Source organism: Huaxiibacter chinensis (assembly GCF_022171985.1).
Lineage (GTDB): Bacteria > Pseudomonadota > Gammaproteobacteria > Enterobacterales > Enterobacteriaceae > Enterobacter > Enterobacter chinensis_A.
Window position 1 is genome coordinate 147,641 of the sequence record NZ_JAJVHF010000006.1, and the last position, 17,476, is coordinate 165,116.

A 17,476-nucleotide genomic window follows, 5' to 3' on the forward strand; every position below is an offset into this window, starting at 1 on the left:
ACAAGAAAATCTCAATCGTGACGCTGCTCACGAAACGTTACCCTACCGCCCTCAACTCTGGGGGATGAATGCTTCTACATACTCTTTATCTGATCGGCATCACGGCTGAAGCGATGACTGGCGCGTTAGCTGCCGGACGCCGCCGCATGGATACTTTTGGCGTCATTATTATCGCCACAGCGACAGCCCTTGGTGGGGGGTCGGTTCGCGATATTTTGCTGGGCCATTATCCCTTAGGCTGGGTGAAGCACCCTGAATATGTCGTGATCGTCGCGGCTGCGGCGGTGTTAACAACGCTGGCAGCGCCTGTCATGCCCCATTTAAGGCGCCTGTTTTTAGTGCTGGACGCACTGGGTCTGGTTGTTTTCTCCATTATCGGTGCGCAAATTGCACTGGATATGGGTGAAGGCCCGATCATCGCGATAATTGCTGCTGTGGTTACCGGCGTGTTTGGCGGCGTATTGCGCGATATGTTCTGCAAGCGCATCCCCCTTGTTTTTCAAAAAGAGCTTTATGCGGGCATATCATTTGCCTCAGCTGTTCTGTACATCGCTTTGCAGCATTATGTGTCCAATCAGGAGGTCGTGGTCATTGCCACATTGCTGTTTGGTTTTACCACCAGACTGCTGGCCCTGCGATTGAAGCTAGGTTTACCGGTATTTCATTACACGCATGACACGCATTGATTTCTTAACGGAACGACAACAGGTCCGAAAAAGCACATGAAGTGCATAAATCAGCCTCTTAAAGCGGGATATACTGCTGAGCGCCTGCATCCATAAAATAGCTCTAAGAAATAATGTCATTTGCTAAAGCCTCCGCGCTCACGATAAATAAAAAACTCAGCGGTCACTTTTTGATTTTGCTGATGCTCTCAGTCGCAATCCAGCTCTGGCCGGTACTGTTCACGCAACCCGTCCGCTTTGCTATTCGCATCGCACTCTGCAATGTATTTCTCCTGCTGGCCGCCGCGGGGATCTATCGTTATCTGCCAGGTAAGATTATCGCCCTCATTCTATCGGCGCTGCTGACGCTCAATTTTGCCATTGCGTTCAGCACCTGGAATGTTTACCAGAGCGAGTTCAATACCGTTTTTGCGATGAGTATTCTGGCAACCCATCTGGCAGAAGCCAAAAGTATGTCGGGGCTTTATCTCCGTTCTATACCCGTCGTGCTGGGGTATTTTCTCATCACCTGGTACGCCATTAAATCACTGAGCGAGAACCTGTCTGGCCGGATAAAGACGGTTGGGGTCATTCTGCTTGTGATTTATATGGGGTGGTACTCAACCGCCAACTGGTTAAAAAAGCGTAAAGACCTTGAGGTTTATTACCCACTCAGCGCCAGAATTCTGACTAATACACCGTTTTACACGGGGGCTGAATTTATCATTGCCCACCGCGATAATGCTCTGGCTGAGAAAATCAGCCAGGAAAGCGTGCATTACCCTGCGCTGCAGTATCACGAAACTGGCATTGAGAACTATGTCGTGATCGTGGGGGAATCCGCGCGCCGCAGCAATATGCAGCTCTACGGCTTTAATCAGGAAACAACCCCGGTCGAATCTGCTTTTAAAAATAATGCGTTAATTTTTAGTCATGCCACCGCACCAGCGTCTGCCACCGTTTTAGCCGTACCCATGATTTTAAGCAAAGCCGATCCGGATCACTTCACAGCCGATAAACTGGCCGATAATATCGTCAGCATTGCGCGTAAAACGGGCTATCATACCGAGTGGATTAGCGCGCAAGGCCACTCAGGCAAAAGTAATAATTACATTGTGGCAATCGCGTCCACCAGCCAGAAAGCCCAGTGGATAGATACACAATACGACACCGAGCTGTTGCCTGCTCTTGACCAGGCGCTCACCGTACCCGGCAAAAAATTTATCGTTCTGCATATTAATGGCAGCCACGAAATTGCGTGCGATCGTTATCCCCCTTCCGCCAGCGTGCTTAATTCGGGCGATAAATTCGAAGACTGCTACAACAATGCCATCCGATTTACGGATTACTTTATCGGCGAAGTGGCAAAACGTCTGCAGGGCAGCGCCTCCTCGATACTGTACTTCTCCGATCACGGCCTGGAAAAAAACCCCCAGCTGGACTCCCTGTATATGCACGGATCGCGCAACCCGAGCAAAGAGGCCTATGACGTTCCGCAGTTCATCTGGTATAGCCAAAAAGCGCTGGATAGCCAGAAGCGAAAGCTCGGCTGGGTGCAGGAAAACTGGCCAACGACCCATAATTACGAGCTGATGCTGAGCTGGCTTGGCATTTCAACCGGCATTGAAAATTGCCAATCTTTACTTGAGACCTGCTATCAGGGTTCGACGCTTTTATCCGTTATGGACGGGGGACGTCATATATTCGATTACGATCAGCTTCGCGATACGTTCAGTTCTCCTGCCAGGGATACCCCCTGGCGTAAGGCAAAAGCGAACTCGCTTTAAAACCCCTGGACGCCCTGCTCGCCCAACCAGCGCGACAGGGCGTCCAGCGTGGGATGATGGATAAACTCGACTATCTTGCGCGCTTTTTCCGGCCCCACGCCCGGAAGGCGATGCCAGCTTTCAGCATCCCGTTCCCGTAACTGCTGCCACGTTTGCTGCCCCAGTGCCTTCACCGCAGCTTGCGGTAAAGGCAAACCTAACGCATTTATCCAGCGAACAAAGGGTTGATGGCGAGCAAACTCAAAACGATGCCAAAGCTGCAAGCCGCGCGATGCGCTCAGACCGGGGGTGTTTTGCAGTTGTTCTTTGGTCAGCGCCAGCCATGAGAAAATATGGTCAAAGCGCCAGGCCTGATGCAGCGTCCGCCAGCCTGACTCACCTAAACCGCTTATATCCAGTACCGGCGATGAACCTAACCAGACAAGCCTTGCGATAAACTGCCGGGCGCACGCCGGCGAAGCGTAAAAGCAGGTGAGTGTCGTAAATCGCGCCGGGGGAGGCACTGGCTTCGTTCTGTCGACGCCGCGCCACACCACCTTATCCACCCGGGGAATGCCCTGGCCTGCCAGACTTAACAAAACCTGATCCCCCGGGGCGATATCCAGCGTCTGCCAGCGCCCTGTTGAGCCAAGGTTGACGCGCTGAACGCGTTTATCATCCAGTTGTACGGGCGCTAACGCAGCGACGACGGAAATTTTCCCCGTTCTCCCCACGGCAAACAGAATATCGTTTACCTCTGCTATCTGAGCGACGGGGGTGTACTTCCAGGCAACAAGCCAGCTACCGGAGCCGGGCAGCCAGCGCTGGCCGGACGGCTCCTGCGCCGAACGCACCACAATGCCATCGGTGACAAAAGGCAGCGGCGACGTCAGCCAGTGCTGGCGTTGTTTTTCAACCTCGTCAGGTGAACTCACCGGCAGCGTATAGCGGGCGGTTAAGGTAAAGCCTGCCTGCGTTAACGCTTTAAGCCGCTGCGGCATGGCCTGCGGCCCATCTGGCCACGCCCAGATAAACAGGCCTATCGTCTTCAGCGCGGTCTTGTCCTCATGACGCATCAGGGCACCAGCCACAACAGCCCGTGCATTCATTCCGCCCATCTGTTTCTGGACATGGCCGTCGCGCTGTAAAAAGAGCTCACCCTGCAGCACGCTATCCGCCAGCGGGCCACTTATGTTATCCGGGACGGAAGGAATGCCTCGCACCCGGGCTGTCCAGTCTTCCCCTTTCTCGCCATCACCCCGACTGATTGCGCGCACCAGCTTGCCCTTCTGATAAACCAGCGTCACCGCTACACCGTCTACTTTAGGCTGAACCCACAGGTCGTGATGATTCAGCATCCACTGGCGCAACTCTTCTTTCCCCGCCACTTTGTGCACGCCGGTATGGGCGACCGGATGGCTGAGCGAGCCATTTTTTGGGGGGATATCCTCAGAGGGTTTGTCACCAAAACAGCGCTGCCACTGTTTCAGGCGGGCGTTGAGCTGATCGTAAACATCGTCACTCACCTCGCTTTTGCCCTGCTTCCAGTATGCCTCGTCCCACCGGGTAATCTGTGCCTGCAGTCCCGCCATCTCCTGTGCCGCTTTGGCCGGCGACCAGACGGGGCACACGGCCATACCGTTTACGCTCCACAACATCAATCCTATGCAAACGCCTTTCCACATCGCCTGTCCTCCCTGTTTTGCGAAGGGTATACCCCGTCTTGCCACGCCTGACGACCAGAAAAGCGCAGGTTCTCGGGATGGCTTCTGTCTTTAATTTTTGTTGCTGCAAATGACAGGAAAAACAGGATAACGGTGTGCAAAATTCTTTTATTGAATGGAAAAAGTGTGACAAAGGCTACGTCACGAGGCGGCGACGTGTATAATAAGCCCGTATGTAGGACTTCATCGCTAACACATACGAAAGACTCTCATGGCTCAAGGCACGCTTTATATTGTTTCTGCCCCTAGTGGCGCGGGTAAATCCAGCCTGATTCAGGCATTGTTAAAAACCCAACCGTTATACGATACGCAAGTTTCTGTTTCTCATACCACGCGCCAGCCGCGCCCGGGTGAAGTACACGGTGAACACTATTTCTTTGTGAATCACGATGAGTTTCGGTCGATGATCGGCAGAGAAGCGTTTCTTGAACACGCCGAAGTTTTCGGTAACTACTACGGGACGTCGCGTGAAACCATTGAGCAGGTCCTGGCGACGGGCGTAAATGTGTTCCTGGATATCGACTGGCAGGGCGCGCAACAAATTCGCGCTAAAATGCCCCAGGCACGCAGTATCTTTATTTTACCGCCGTCAAAAGAAGAGCTGGACCGCCGTCTGCGTGGACGCGGCCAGGATAGCGAAGAAGTTATTGCAAAACGTATGGCCCAGGCAGTTGCAGAAATGAGCCATTACGCCGAATATGATTACCTGATTGTGAATGATGATTTTGATACCGCCCTTGGCGATCTTAAGACTATTATTCGCGCCGAACGTCTGCGCATGAGCCGCCAGAAGCAGCGACATGACGCATTAATCACCAAACTGTTGGCAGACTGAACCCACATTCAGTATCATGCCCAGTCATTTCTTCATCTGTGGAGCATTTTAAGTATGGCACGCGTAACTGTTCAGGACGCTGTAGAGAAAATTGGTAACCGTTTTGACCTGGTACTGGTCGCCGCGCGTCGCGCTCGTCAGATGCAGTCCGGTGGTAAAGATCCGCTGGTACCAGAAGAAAACGATAAAACCACCGTTATTGCGCTGCGTGAAATCGAAGAAGGTCTGATCAACAGCCAGATCCTCGACGTACGTGAGCGCCAGGAGCAGCAAGAGCAGGAAGCCGCAGAACTGCAGGCCGTCACCGCCATTGCTGAAGGTCGTCGTTAATTAATCCTGCGGGTCGCCCTTGTATCTGTTTGAAAGCCTGAATCAACTGATTCAAACCTACCTGCCTGAAGACCAAATCAAACGTCTTCAGCAGGCGTATCTCGTTGCACGTGACGCTCACGAGGGTCAGACACGTTCAAGCGGTGAACCCTATATCACGCACCCGGTTGCAGTCGCCTGCATTCTGGCCGAGATGAAACTCGACTATGAAACGCTGATGGCTGCGCTTCTGCATGACGTGATCGAAGATACCCCCGCCACCTACCAGGATATGGAACAGCTGTTTGGCAAAAGCGTTGCCGAACTGGTGGAAGGGGTCTCTAAGCTTGATAAGCTGAAGTTCCGCGATAAGAAAGAGGCGCAAGCCGAAAACTTCCGCAAGATGATTATGGCGATGGTGCAGGATATCCGCGTCATTCTCATCAAACTGGCTGACCGCACCCATAACATGCGCACGCTGGGCTCTTTGCGCCCGGACAAACGTCGCCGCATTGCTCGCGAAACCCTCGAAATCTACAGCCCGCTGGCGCACCGTTTAGGCATACATCACATTAAAACCGAGCTGGAAGAGCTGGGTTTTGAAGCCCTGTATCCAAACCGCTATCGTGTGATTAAAGAGGTGGTGAAAGCCGCACGCGGCAACCGTAAAGAGATGATTCAAAAAATCCTCTCTGAAATTGAAGGCCGTTTACAGGAAGCGGGAATTCCGTGCCGCGTCAGCGGTCGCGAAAAGCACCTGTACTCCATCTACTGCAAGATGGTGCTTAAAGAGCAGCGTTTTCACTCCATCATGGATATCTACGCATTCCGCGTGATCGTTCATGATTCCGACACCTGTTATCGCGTACTCGGTCAGATGCACAGCCTGTACAAACCGCGTCCAGGGCGCATGAAAGATTACATCGCCATTCCAAAAGCGAACGGCTATCAATCTTTGCACACCTCGATGATCGGTCCCCACGGCGTGCCTGTCGAAGTACAAATCCGCACTGAAGATATGGATCAGATGGCGGAAATGGGTGTTGCTGCACACTGGGCGTATAAAGAGCACGGTGAAACCAGCACGACCGCGCAAATCCGCGCCCAGCGCTGGATGCAAAGCCTGCTGGAGCTGCAACAGAGCGCCGGTAGCTCGTTTGAATTTATCGAGAGCGTTAAATCCGATCTCTTCCCGGATGAGATTTACGTTTTCACGCCAGAAGGCCGCATTGTCGAACTGCCCGCAGGCGCTACACCGGTCGATTTCGCCTATGCCGTTCATACCGATATCGGACATGCCTGCGTGGGCGCTCGCGTCGACAGACAGCCTTATCCGCTGTCGCAGCCGCTGACAAGCGGCCAGACGGTCGAAATCATTACCGCCCCGGGCGCTCGTCCGAACGCGGCGTGGCTGAACTTTGTTGTCAGCTCGAAAGCGCGCGCCAAAATTCGTCAACTGCTGAAAAACCTCAAGCGTGACGACTCCGTCAGCCTTGGGCGTCGTTTGCTTAACCACGCGTTGGGCGGCAGCCGTAAGCTGGCCGAAATCCCGCCAGAGAACATTCAGCGCGAGTTGGACCGCATGAAGCTCGCCGTCCTTGACGATCTGCTGGCTGAAATTGGGCTGGGCAATGCGATGAGCGTTGTGGTGGCGAAAAACCTGCAGCAAGGTGATGCTTCCGCGCCAGCGACCACCACGCAGGGTCAGGGTCATCTGCCGATTAAAGGCGCCGATGGCGTGCTGATTACCTTTGCAAAATGTTGCCGACCGATTCCTGGCGACCCGATTATTGCCCACGTCAGCCCGGGTAAAGGCCTTGTTATCCATCACGAATCCTGCCGTAACATCCGTGGCTATCAGAAAGAGCCTGAGAAGTTTATGGCGGTCGAATGGGATAAAGAGACCGCACAAGAATTTATCACCGAAATTAAGGTCGATATGTTCAACCACCAGGGTGCACTGGCAAACCTGACGGCGGCAATCAATACGGCCACTTCCAACATTCAGAGCCTGAACACGGAAGAGAAAGATGGCCGCGTTTACAGCGCATTTATACGCCTGACGGCCCGCGATCGTGTCCATCTGGCGAACATCATGCGCAAAATCCGCGTGATGCCGGACGTCATCAAAGTGACGCGTAACCGAAACTAGCCTTATGAATGCACAGCGTTATGCGCGGATTTGTGAAATGCTCGCCAGGCGTCAGCCTGACCTCACGGTGTGCATGGAGCAGGTCCATAAACCTCATAACGTCTCTGCCATTGTGCGTACCGCCGACGCCGTTGGCGTGCATGAAGTTCACGCCGTCTGGCCGGGGAACCGCATGCGCACCATGGCTTCCAGCGCCGCAGGCAGCAACAGCTGGGTAACGGTAACCACGCATTCCACCATTGCAGATGCCGTGTCGCAGCTCAAGGCGCGCGGTATGCAAATCCTTGCCACCCACCTTTCCGATGATGCCGTTGATTTTCGTGAGATCGACTATACGCGCCCGACCTGCATCCTGATGGGTCAGGAAAAAACCGGGATCACGCAAGAAGCGCTGGATCTGGCGGATCGGGACATCATCATCCCGATGACCGGCATGGTGCAGTCGTTGAACGTCTCCGTCGCCTCAGCGCTGATTCTGTATGAAGCCCAGCGCCAGCGTCAGAATGCGGGCATGTATAAGCGCAGCAACAGTATGTTGCCGGAAGAAGAGCAACAGCGTTTGCTGTTTGAAGGCGGTTATCCCGTGCTGGCCCGCGTGGCAAAACAGAAAAATTTGCCTTACCCCCACGTTAATGCGCAGGGCGAGATCGAAGCCGATGCTGCGTGGTGGGCCACGATGCAATCGGCGAAGTTAAGATGAAAGGCCGTCTGCTGGACGCGATACCCCTTAACTCGCTGACCGGCGTAGGTGCGGCGCAAAGTAACAAACTGGCCAAAATCGGCCTGCACACCGTTCAGGATTTACTTCTTCATCTCCCCTTACGCTACGAAGATCGCACGCAGCTTTATGCCATTGGCGATCTCCTGCCGGGTATCTACGCCACCGTCGAAGGCGAAGTCCTGAACTGTAACGTGACGTTTGGCGGTCGCCGAATGATGACCTGCCAGATTAGCGACGGCTCCGGCATTCTTACCCTGCGCTTTTTCAATTTCAGCGCAGCAATGAAAAACAGCCTCGCCACCGGGCGACGCGTGCTGGCTTACGGCGAGGCAAAACGCGGCAAATACGGCGCGGAAATGATCCACCCTGAGTATCGGGTACAGGGCGATCTCAGCACCCCAGAATTGCAGGACACGCTGACGCCGGTCTACCCCACCACCGAAGGCATTAAGCAGGCGACGCTGCGCAAACTCACCGACCAGGCGCTTGAACTGCTCGACACCTGCGCCATCGCTGAACTGTTACCGCCTGAGCTGGCACAAGGCATGATGAGCCTGCCGGAGGCGCTGCGCACGCTGCATCGCCCGCCGCCCACCCTGCAGCTCAGCGACTTAGAAAGCGGGCACCACCCTGCCCAGCGGCGGCTTATCCTTGAAGAATTACTGGCGCATAACCTGAGCATGCTGGCGTTACGCGCCGGGGCACAGCGGTTTCACGCCCTGCCGTTAAAGGCGAAGGATGATTTAAAAGATAAGCTGCTGGCCTCATTACCCTTTAAACCTACCGCGGCTCAGAAACGCGTCACCGCAGAAATTGAACATGACCTGGCGCTTGATATTCCTATGATGCGTCTTGTTCAGGGCGACGTGGGATCGGGTAAAACGCTGGTGGCGGCGCTCGCCGCACTGCGCGCCATTGCGCTGGGTAAACAGGTGGCGCTCATGGCGCCGACGGAACTGCTCGCCGAGCAACATGCGATCAACTTCCGCAACTGGTTCGAACCGCTTGGCATTGAAGTGGGCTGGCTTGCCGGCAAGCAAAAAGGGAAAGCGCGACTTGCGCAGCAGGAGGCGATTGCCAGCGGTCAGGTGCAGATGGTGGTCGGGACGCACGCCATATTCCAGGAACAGGTGCAGTTCAACGGTCTGGCGCTGGTGATCATTGATGAGCAGCACCGCTTTGGCGTTCATCAGCGGCTGGCGTTGCGCGAAAAAGGCCAACAGCAAGGATTCCACCCGCATCAGTTAATCATGACGGCCACGCCGATCCCGCGTACGCTGGCAATGACGGCCTATGCCGATCTCGACACCTCCACCATCGATGAGCTGCCTCCGGGACGTACCCCTGTTACCACGGTCGCGATTCCGGACACCCGCCGCAGCGAGATTATCGAGCGCGTGCGGCAGGCCAGCACCACGGAGAATCGTCAGGCCTACTGGGTGTGTACGCTGATTGAAGAGTCCGACCTTCTGGAAGCCCAGGCGGCAGAGGCCACGTGGGAAGAGTTAAAGCTGGCTCTGCCAGAACTCCGGATTGGGCTGGTCCATGGGCGAATGAAACCCGCAGAGAAGCAGGCGGTGATGCACGCCTTTAAACAGGGCGAGTTGCATTTGCTGGTTGCTACTACCGTGATTGAAGTGGGCGTGGATGTACCTAATGCCAGCCTGATGATTATTGAAAATCCGGAGCGCCTCGGGCTTGCGCAACTCCACCAGCTGCGTGGTCGGGTGGGTCGCGGATCGGTGGCGTCTCACTGCGTGCTGCTCTTTAAATCGCCTCTTTCCCGAACCGCACAGATGCGCCTGCAGGTTCTGCGCGACAGTAATGATGGCTTCGTCATCGCGCAAAAAGACCTCGAAATTCGTGGCCCCGGTGAACTCCTCGGCACCCGCCAAACGGGTAATGCGGAATTTAAAGTGGCGGATTTGATGCGCGATCAGGCCATGATCCCCGAAGTTCAGCGTCTGGCACGCCATATTCATGAACGTTATCCGGAACAGGCGGCAGCGCTGATTGAACGCTGGATGCCGGAAACCGAACGCTACTCCAACGCCTGAAACTGCTTACCGAATCTGGTGATAAAAATTATAAATGCAATCGTTTGCTTTTACCGTCTGGTCAGATAAAATGCCCGCTTTTCCACCGTGGGATTGCCGCCGATGTCCAGTAACGCCTTAGAGTCCGCTGATGCGCAACCGATTGCGCACGCGCAGCATAATAGTGAATTGATCTACCGCCTTGAGGATCGTCCTCCGCTGGCGCAAACGCTGTTCGCAGCCTGTCAGCATCTGCTGGCCATGTTTGTTGCGGTCATCACCCCCGCTTTGCTGATCTGCCAGGCTCTCGGTTTACCCGCTCAGGACACGCAGCACATCATCAGCATGTCGCTGTTCGCCTCTGGTGTCGCCTCCATTATTCAAATAAAAGCCTGGGGGCCGGTGGGCTCGGGTTTACTCTCCATTCAGGGCACCAGCTTTAACTTTGTTGCCCCGCTGATTATGGGTGGAACGGCGCTTAAAACCGGTGGTGCGGATGTGCCAACCATGATGGCGGCCCTGTTTGGTACGCTGATGCTGGCCAGCTGTACCGAGATGGTTATCTCCCGCGTACTTCATCTGGCACGCCGCGTGATTACGCCGCTGGTCTCCGGCGTGGTGGTCATGATTATCGGCCTGTCGCTGATTCAGGTTGGCCTGACCTCTATTGGCGGCGGTTATGCGGCAATGAGCGATCACACCTTTGGCGCGCCGAAAAACCTGCTGCTCGCAGGCGTCGTGCTGGGCATTATTATTTTGCTCAACCGTCAGCGTAACCCTTACCTGCGTGTTGCCTCGCTGGTGATCGCCATGGCGGCCGGTTATCTCATGGCCTGGGCGATGGGGATGTTGCCGGCAACGACCCCACAGACTGACGCGCCGTTGATCATGGTGCCGACGCCGCTGTATTACGGTCTGGGCATTGACTGGAACCTGCTGCTGCCGCTGATGCTGGTCTTTATGATCACCTCCCTGGAAACGATCGGCGACATTACCGCCACGTCTGACGTCTCTGAACAACCCGTCTCAGGCCCGGTCTACATGAAGCGCCTGAAAGGCGGCGTGCTGGCAAACGGGCTGAACTCTTTTGTCTCTGCGGTATTTAATACCTTCCCGAACTCCTGCTTCGGTCAGAATAATGGCGTCATCCAGTTGACCGGCGTCGCAAGCCGCTACGTGGGCTTCGTGGTGGCACTGATGTTGATCGCGCTGGGCCTCTTCCCGGCCGTGAGCGGTTTTGTACAGCACATCCCAGAGCCCGTGCTGGGCGGCGCCACGCTGGTGATGTTTGGGACTATCGCCGCCTCCGGTGTGCGCATTGTCTCCCGCGAGCCGCTGAACCGTCGTGCCATTATGATTATTGCGCTGTCGCTGGCCGTGGGCCTGGGCGTCTCTCAACAACCGCTGATCCTGCAGTTTGCCCCGGACTGGGTGAAAAACCTGCTCTCTTCCGGCATCGCTGCCGGGGGGATCACCGCCATTGTACTGAACCTCGTTTTCCCGCCTGAAAAGAATTAATTCCCCTTCACGGCAGGCGGTCAATGCCTGCCGTGACATCTTATTACACCATTCCCGGCTTGAGGATTGCGCATAAATCGTGCATAACTCCTAGAGGTGCGTTTGACGGGATGGAAGACCATGAAATTTATTGGAAAGCTGCTTATCGGGTTTTTGATGGCGATACTGGTCGCGATCCTGGCGGTGTATATTCTCATTCAGACTCGCTGGGGCGCCGCACAGGTCAGCAGCTGGGTCAGCGTTAACACGGATTACGAACTCAATTTCGACCAGATGGATCATCGTTTTTCCACGCCTTCGCATATCATTCTGGAAAACGTGACCTTTGGCCGTGATGGCAAACCGGCCACGCTGGTCGCCAAAAGAGTCGATCTCGGTTTGAGCAGCCGACAAATTACCGATCCGATGCATATGGATACCATTACTCTGGTAGATGGGACGCTCAATCTTTCACCCGAAACGGCGCCCCTTCCCTTCCAGGCCGATCGCCTGCAGTTGAAAAATATGGCTTTCAATAGCCCCAATATGGCCTGGGATTTGAGTGCGCAAAAAGTCACAGGGGGCCTGAGCCCGTGGCAGCCCGAAGCGGGCAACGTGCTCGGCAAAAAAGCCCAGATTCAGATGAGTGCGGGTTCGATGACGCTCAATGGTGTCCCCGCCAGCAACGTGCTCATTCAGGGCGAAATCAACGGTCAGGAAGTGGTGTTGAGCACGGTTGGTGCTGATATGGCGCGTGGCTCGCTCACCGGTAACGCACGCCGCAACGCGGAGGGCGGCTGGATAGTCGATACCCTGCGCCTGAACGATATCCGTCTGCAAAGCGACAAATCGCTGCAGGCGTTCTTTGCCCCAATCGCTACCCTGCCGTCTTTGCAGATTGGTCGACTGGAGGTCACCGATGCCCGTCTTCAGGGGCCGGACTGGGCGGTCACCGAACTTGATTTAAGCCTGCGGAATCTGACGTTAACGCAGGGAGACTGGCAAAGTCAGGACGGACGGCTCTCAATGAATGCCAGTGAATTTATCTTTGGTTCACTGCACCTGTTCGATCCCATTTTCAATGCCGAGTTCTCCCCGCAGGGGATCGCGCTGCGCCAGTTTACATCACGCTGGGAGGGCGGCATGGTGCGCACCTCCGGCAACTGGTTGCGTAAAGGCAAAGCGCTGGAGCTGGACGATGTCGCCGTCGCCGGGCTGGAATACACCCTGCCAGAAAACTGGAAAACGCTGTGGATGGACCCGTTACCGGAATGGCTGAACAGCGTCGTGCTGAAAAAATTCGGCCTGAGCCGTAACCTGGTTATCGACATCGATCCGACCTTCCCCTGGCAGATCACCTCGCTTGATGGGTACGGCGCGAATCTGCGGCTGGCAAAAGATCGTCAGTGGGGCGTATGGGGCGGAAATGCCACGCTGAATGGCGCGGCGGCAACGTTTAATCGGGTGGATGTCCGGCGGCCTTCGCTGGCGCTCGCAGCGAATGCGTCTACCGTAAATATCAGCGACCTGAGCGCCTTCACTGAGAAGGGGATCCTGGAGGCTACGGCCACCGTGTCTCAGCTGCCACAACGCCACACCACCGTCAGCCTGAATGGTCGCGGCGTGCCGCTTAATCTTTTACAGCAGTGGGGATGGCCAGCCTTATCCATCACCGGCGACGGGAATATCCAGCTGACGGCCAGCGGTCAACTTCAGGCGAAAGCGCCTCTGAAGCCGACGGTGAATGGAAAACTGAGCGCGGTCAACATGGATAAACAGCGCGTCACGCAGACGGTGGTCAATGGCGAGGCGACAGATAACGCCATCGCACAGCCTCAGTAATCGTTCGCCAATAAATCCGCCTGACGGCGCGTCGCTGCTCAGGCCCGCCGGTTCAGGTAACTCACTGAAATCACGCTACCAGTAGGCCGGGCGTCGCCGCCCGGCAAACCAGGCAACCCGTTAAAGGTGAATAACCAGCTCGTTGCCTTCAGGTTTTACCACCACACCCCATTCGCTGCCCGTATGGGATGCGCCCTCAACGCGGCTCACCTGCTGAATGTTACGCAGACAAATCGACCAGTTTTGCGCTTCGCCCTCCCCTTTCACCGTCAGGGTCTCGCCGTTTCGCGTCGCCGTTAACCGGAACGCCACTGACCCATCCGCTGCCGGTACGTGGCTCGCTGCCGTACAGCCCTCGCCCAGGTTAAACAGCTGGAATGCCGTGCCGTCGTTCCACGCGTAGTCCGGCTTCTGGTTATTGCTTCCCAGCGCCAGCAACGTGTTTTCCCGGACATAGACCGGCAGGCTCTGGAAGTCGTGCTGCTGTTTATGCCACCGCCCCCCCTGCACGTCGTCGTTGTGCCACAGATGCGTCCAGCGCCCTTCCGGCAGATAAAACTGCACGTCGCCCGCCTCGCTGAAGACCGGCGCAACCATAATGGCATCACCCAGCATGTACTGGCGATCAAGATAATCGCACGCCGGATCGTCCGGGAACTCCAGCATCATGGCGCGCAGCATCGGTGTACCCACTTCACGGGCCAGCGCCGCCTGACGATACAGATAAGGCATCAACTGGCATTTAAGCTGCGTAAAGTGGCGCACCACGTCGCAGGACTCATCGTCATAAGCCCACGGCACACGGTAGGATTTGCTGCCGTGCAGGCGGCTGTGGCTGGAGAATAACCCGAAGGCGCACCAGCGTTTATACACATGCGCGGGCGCGGTGTTTTCGAACCCGCCGATATCATGGCTCCAGAAACCAAAGCCCGACAGACCAATCGACAGGCCGCCACGCAAGCTTTCCGCCATGGATTCGTAGTTGGCGTAACAGTCCCCACCCCAGTGCACCGGAAATTTCTGTGCCCCCACGGATGCCGAGCGTGCAAACAGTACTGCCTCCTCTTCGCCCACCGTCTCTTTCAGCACATCCCAGACCAGCTCGTTATAGATATAGGCGTAATGGTTGTGCATCTTCTGCGGGTCAGCGCCATCAAACCACTGCACGTCCGTTGGAATACGCTCGCCAAAATCGGTCTTAAAGCAATCCACGCCGATATTCACCAGCCCTTTTAGCTTATCGGCATACCATTGACAGGCGTCCGGATTAGTAAAGTCATAAATCGCCAGACCCGGCTGCCATTTATCCCACTGCCACACGGCGCCGTCCGGGCGTTTCAGCAGATAGCCTTTCTCTTTCAGCTCGTTGAAGACAGGAGATTTTTGCCCGATGTAGGGGTTAATCCAGACGCAGACCTTTAGGCCTTTCTCTTTCAGGCGGCGAATCATGCCTTCCGGATCGGGGAAGGTGACCGGATCCCATTCAAAGTCGCACCACTGGAAGGCCTTCATCCAGAAGCAGTCGAAATGGAAAACGTGTAGCGGCAGATCGCGCTCCGCCATCCCGTCGATAAAGCTGTTAACCGTCGCCTCGTCGTAATTCGTGGTAAACGAAGTGGTCAGCCACAGGCCGAACGACCAGGCAGGCGGCAGCGCCGGGCGGCCTGTGAATTGCGTATAACGGTTCAATACCTCTTTTGGCGTCGGGCCATCGATAACAAAATATTCCAGATGCTCGCCTTCAACGCTGAACTGCACTTTAGAGACTTTTTCTGAACCCACTTCAAACGACACGCTCTCCGGATGGTTCACCAGCACGCCGTAGCCGCGGTTGGTCAGATAAAACGGAATATTTTTGTACGACTGCTCAGTGCTGGTGCCGCCGTCGCGATTCCAGGTTTCGACCGTCTGACCGTTGCGCACCAGCGCGGTAAAGCGCTCGCCCAGGCCATAAACCGTTTCGCCCACGCCCAGGTCCAGGCGTTCGAACATATACTGGCGGTCGGCATTGCCATCCTGCACGTAGCCATTATTTTTCAACTGGCTACCGGTAATGCGCTGGCCGTTACGCAGGAAATCCAGCGCCCAGAACTCACCTTTGGTTACCCGCACGCTGAGGTTGCCGCTTTTCAGCTCGGCGTACTCCGCGTTATTTTCAATCTGAACGTTGACCTCGTTAAGCACGTTCAGCGGATAGTGCGGGCCGTTGTTCAGCGCCCCCTGAAAATGTTCGATTCTCACCCCAACAATCCCTTCCTGCGGCGCAAAAAGGCGAACCGTAAACATCAATGTGTCCAGCTGCCAGGTGCGTTCGCGCACGTCGCGCGGCGCAACATAGACGACCAGGTCATTCCCCTGCTGCTCTACGTCGAACACCTGGACCGGGTAGGTTACATTCAGACCCGGTTGAATGAGCCAGTTTCCGTCACTGATTTTCATCTTATCGTCCTCTTAGTTCTGAAATTCTTTGCTGACCGTCGGGTGTTCAAAATCCTGCGCGTTGCGATGCGCGCCTTCTGCCAGTTCGGCCATGATTTTGAGCAGGAAGGGGGTTTTCAGCGTGTAGTAACGTTTTGCCACGACCGCGCTCACCAGGTAGCACGCCGCCGGAACCAGCGTGAACAGGGCAATGATGATGGTAATGGTCGCGCTGTTTTGCACTTTGGCCGCCGCGTCATAGCCGCCCCCGGCCAGCATCCAGCCAATCAATGCACCACCCAGTGCCAGACCCAGCTTCAGCACAAACAGCGTGCCTGCAAAACTGATCCCGGTCAGGCGCTTACCGTTGGTCCACTCACCGTAATCGACGGTGTCAGACATCATGACCCACTGGATCGGCGTGACCAGCTGGTGCAGGACGCCGATGACGAAAATAAAGCAGAACATGAGCAGGTTGGCATTCATCGGCACGAAGAACATCGCCACGCTCAGAACCGCCAGCGCCGCGTTGGTCCACCAGAAGACGCTGACTTTACATTTCCAGTCGGTGAGCGGTTTCGCCAGCGCTGAACCAATCAGGTTGCCGACGCAGTAGGTGGTCAGGAACGCGACGAAGATTTCCGGCGATCCCATAATCCAGGTGCAGTAGTACATCATCGCGCCGCCGCGCACGCAGACAGCGAGGATGTTTAGGATGGTCAGCACGCCGACGATGCGCCACTGGTCGTTTTGCCAGATATCACGCAGGTCTTCCCGCATGGAGGTGGTGCTCGGCGGCACCTGAATGCGCTCTTTGGTGGTGAAGAAGCAAAATGCCAGCATCAGGAACGCCACGACCGACAGCACGGCGATCCCGCCCTGGAAACCGACGGCTTTATCGTCACCGCCAATCAAATTAACCAGCGGCATCATCAGTACCGTGGAGAGCATGCCACCCGCCGTCGCCAGCACGAAGCGCCACGACTGCAGGGAGATACGTTGCGTCGGGTCGTTCGTAATAACGCCCCCGAGCGCGCAATACGGGATATTCACCACCGTATAGAGCAGCGTCAGCAGCGTATAGGTGACGGCGGCATAAATCATCTTGCCGTTCAGGCTGAGGTCCGGCGTGGTGTAGGCCAGCACGCAGACGAGACCAAACGGGATGGCACCAAACAGGATCCAGGGACGGAATTTCCCCCAGCGGCTGCGCGTGCGGTCGGCCAGCAGGCCCATACACGGGTCCGAAATCGCATCCAGCCCGCGCGCCAGCAGGAACATGGTGCCAACAAAGCCAGCGGGGATGCCGAAGATATCGGTATAGAAAAACATCATATACAACATGACATTATCAAAAATGATATGGCTGGCGGCGTCACCCATGCCGTAGCCAATCTTTTCCTTAACAGTTAACACTTCGCTCTTCATTTTTTTAATCCTTTGACGCTGTAGGGGCGCAGAGACCGGTTCCGTGTTTTTAAACCATTGTTTCGAGAGCGTGTATTGCGTTT

General features: G+C 55.7%; 12 protein-coding genes. 9 read left to right on the forward strand and 3 right to left on the reverse strand.

Annotated features, from left to right (window positions below):
- Positions 1-68 precede the first annotated feature (68 nt).
- Positions 69-686, forward strand: a complete 618-nt coding sequence (locus tag LZP96_RS15390; RefSeq protein ID WP_064324286.1) for a trimeric intracellular cation channel family protein — start codon at positions 69-71, stop codon at positions 684-686.
- 113 nt (positions 687-799) lie between these two features.
- Positions 800-2,452 carry a phosphoethanolamine transferase gene (locus tag LZP96_RS15395; RefSeq protein ID WP_064324285.1) on the forward strand — a complete coding sequence of 551 codons (1,653 nt, stop codon included), beginning with the start codon at positions 800-802 and terminating at the stop codon, positions 2,450-2,452.
- On the opposite strand, the gene ligB is transcribed toward LZP96_RS15395, so the two are convergent.
- Positions 2,449-4,116 (reverse strand): NAD-dependent DNA ligase LigB, encoded by a 1,668-nt coding sequence (ligB, locus tag LZP96_RS15400; RefSeq protein ID WP_064324284.1) that lies wholly within the window; start codon positions 4,114-4,116, stop codon positions 2,449-2,451. The genes LZP96_RS15395 and ligB overlap by 4 nt on opposite strands.
- Before the next feature lie 250 nt (positions 4,117-4,366).
- Between ligB and gmk the strand changes: the two genes are divergently transcribed.
- The 7 genes from gmk (at position 4,367) to LZP96_RS15435 (ending at position 13,547) form a co-directional block, all read left to right on the forward strand.
- Entirely contained in the window at positions 4,367-4,990 is a 624-nt protein-coding gene (gene gmk, locus LZP96_RS15405) for a guanylate kinase (protein WP_064324283.1), read from the forward strand.
- 54 nt (positions 4,991-5,044) lie between these two features.
- Positions 5,045-5,320 carry a DNA-directed RNA polymerase subunit omega gene (rpoZ, locus tag LZP96_RS15410; RefSeq protein ID WP_039030179.1) on the forward strand — a complete coding sequence of 92 codons (276 nt, stop codon included), beginning with the start codon at positions 5,045-5,047 and terminating at the stop codon, positions 5,318-5,320.
- A 19-nt stretch (positions 5,321-5,339) separates the two neighbouring features.
- Entirely contained in the window at positions 5,340-7,451 is a 2,112-nt protein-coding gene (gene spoT, locus LZP96_RS15415) for a bifunctional GTP diphosphokinase/guanosine-3',5'-bis pyrophosphate 3'-pyrophosphohydrolase (protein ID WP_064324282.1), read from the forward strand.
- Positions 7,452-7,455: 4 nt separating this feature from the next.
- Positions 7,456-8,151 (forward strand): tRNA (guanosine(18)-2'-O)-methyltransferase TrmH, encoded by a 696-nt coding sequence (gene trmH / locus LZP96_RS15420; RefSeq protein ID WP_064324281.1) that lies wholly within the window; start codon positions 7,456-7,458, stop codon positions 8,149-8,151.
- Entirely contained in the window at positions 8,148-10,229 is a 2,082-nt protein-coding gene (gene recG / locus LZP96_RS15425) for an ATP-dependent DNA helicase RecG (protein ID WP_064324280.1), read from the forward strand. Before trmH ends, recG begins: the two co-directional genes overlap by 4 nt.
- 102 nt (positions 10,230-10,331) lie before the next feature.
- The gene (locus LZP96_RS15430) at positions 10,332-11,726 is read left to right on the forward strand and encodes a nucleobase:cation symporter-2 family protein (RefSeq protein WP_064324279.1); all 1,395 of its coding nucleotides are present in this window, start codon (positions 10,332-10,334) and stop codon (positions 11,724-11,726) included.
- Between the two features lie 120 nt (positions 11,727-11,846).
- Positions 11,847-13,547 carry an AsmA family protein gene (locus tag LZP96_RS15435; RefSeq protein WP_064324278.1) on the forward strand — a complete coding sequence of 567 codons (1,701 nt, stop codon included), beginning with the start codon at positions 11,847-11,849 and terminating at the stop codon, positions 13,545-13,547.
- Positions 13,548-13,667: 120 nt separating this feature from the next.
- Here the strand turns inward: LZP96_RS15435 and yicI are convergent, their stop codons facing one another.
- Both yicI and LZP96_RS15445 read right to left on the reverse strand, forming a co-directional pair.
- Positions 13,668-15,986 carry an alpha-xylosidase gene (gene yicI, locus LZP96_RS15440; protein ID WP_064324277.1) on the reverse strand — a complete coding sequence of 773 codons (2,319 nt, stop codon included), beginning with the start codon at positions 15,984-15,986 and terminating at the stop codon, positions 13,668-13,670.
- Positions 15,987-15,998: 12 nt separating this feature from the next.
- Positions 15,999-17,393, reverse strand: a complete 1,395-nt coding sequence (locus tag LZP96_RS15445; RefSeq protein ID WP_064324276.1) for a glycoside-pentoside-hexuronide family transporter — start codon at positions 17,391-17,393, stop codon at positions 15,999-16,001.
- Positions 17,394-17,476 lie beyond the last annotated feature (83 nt).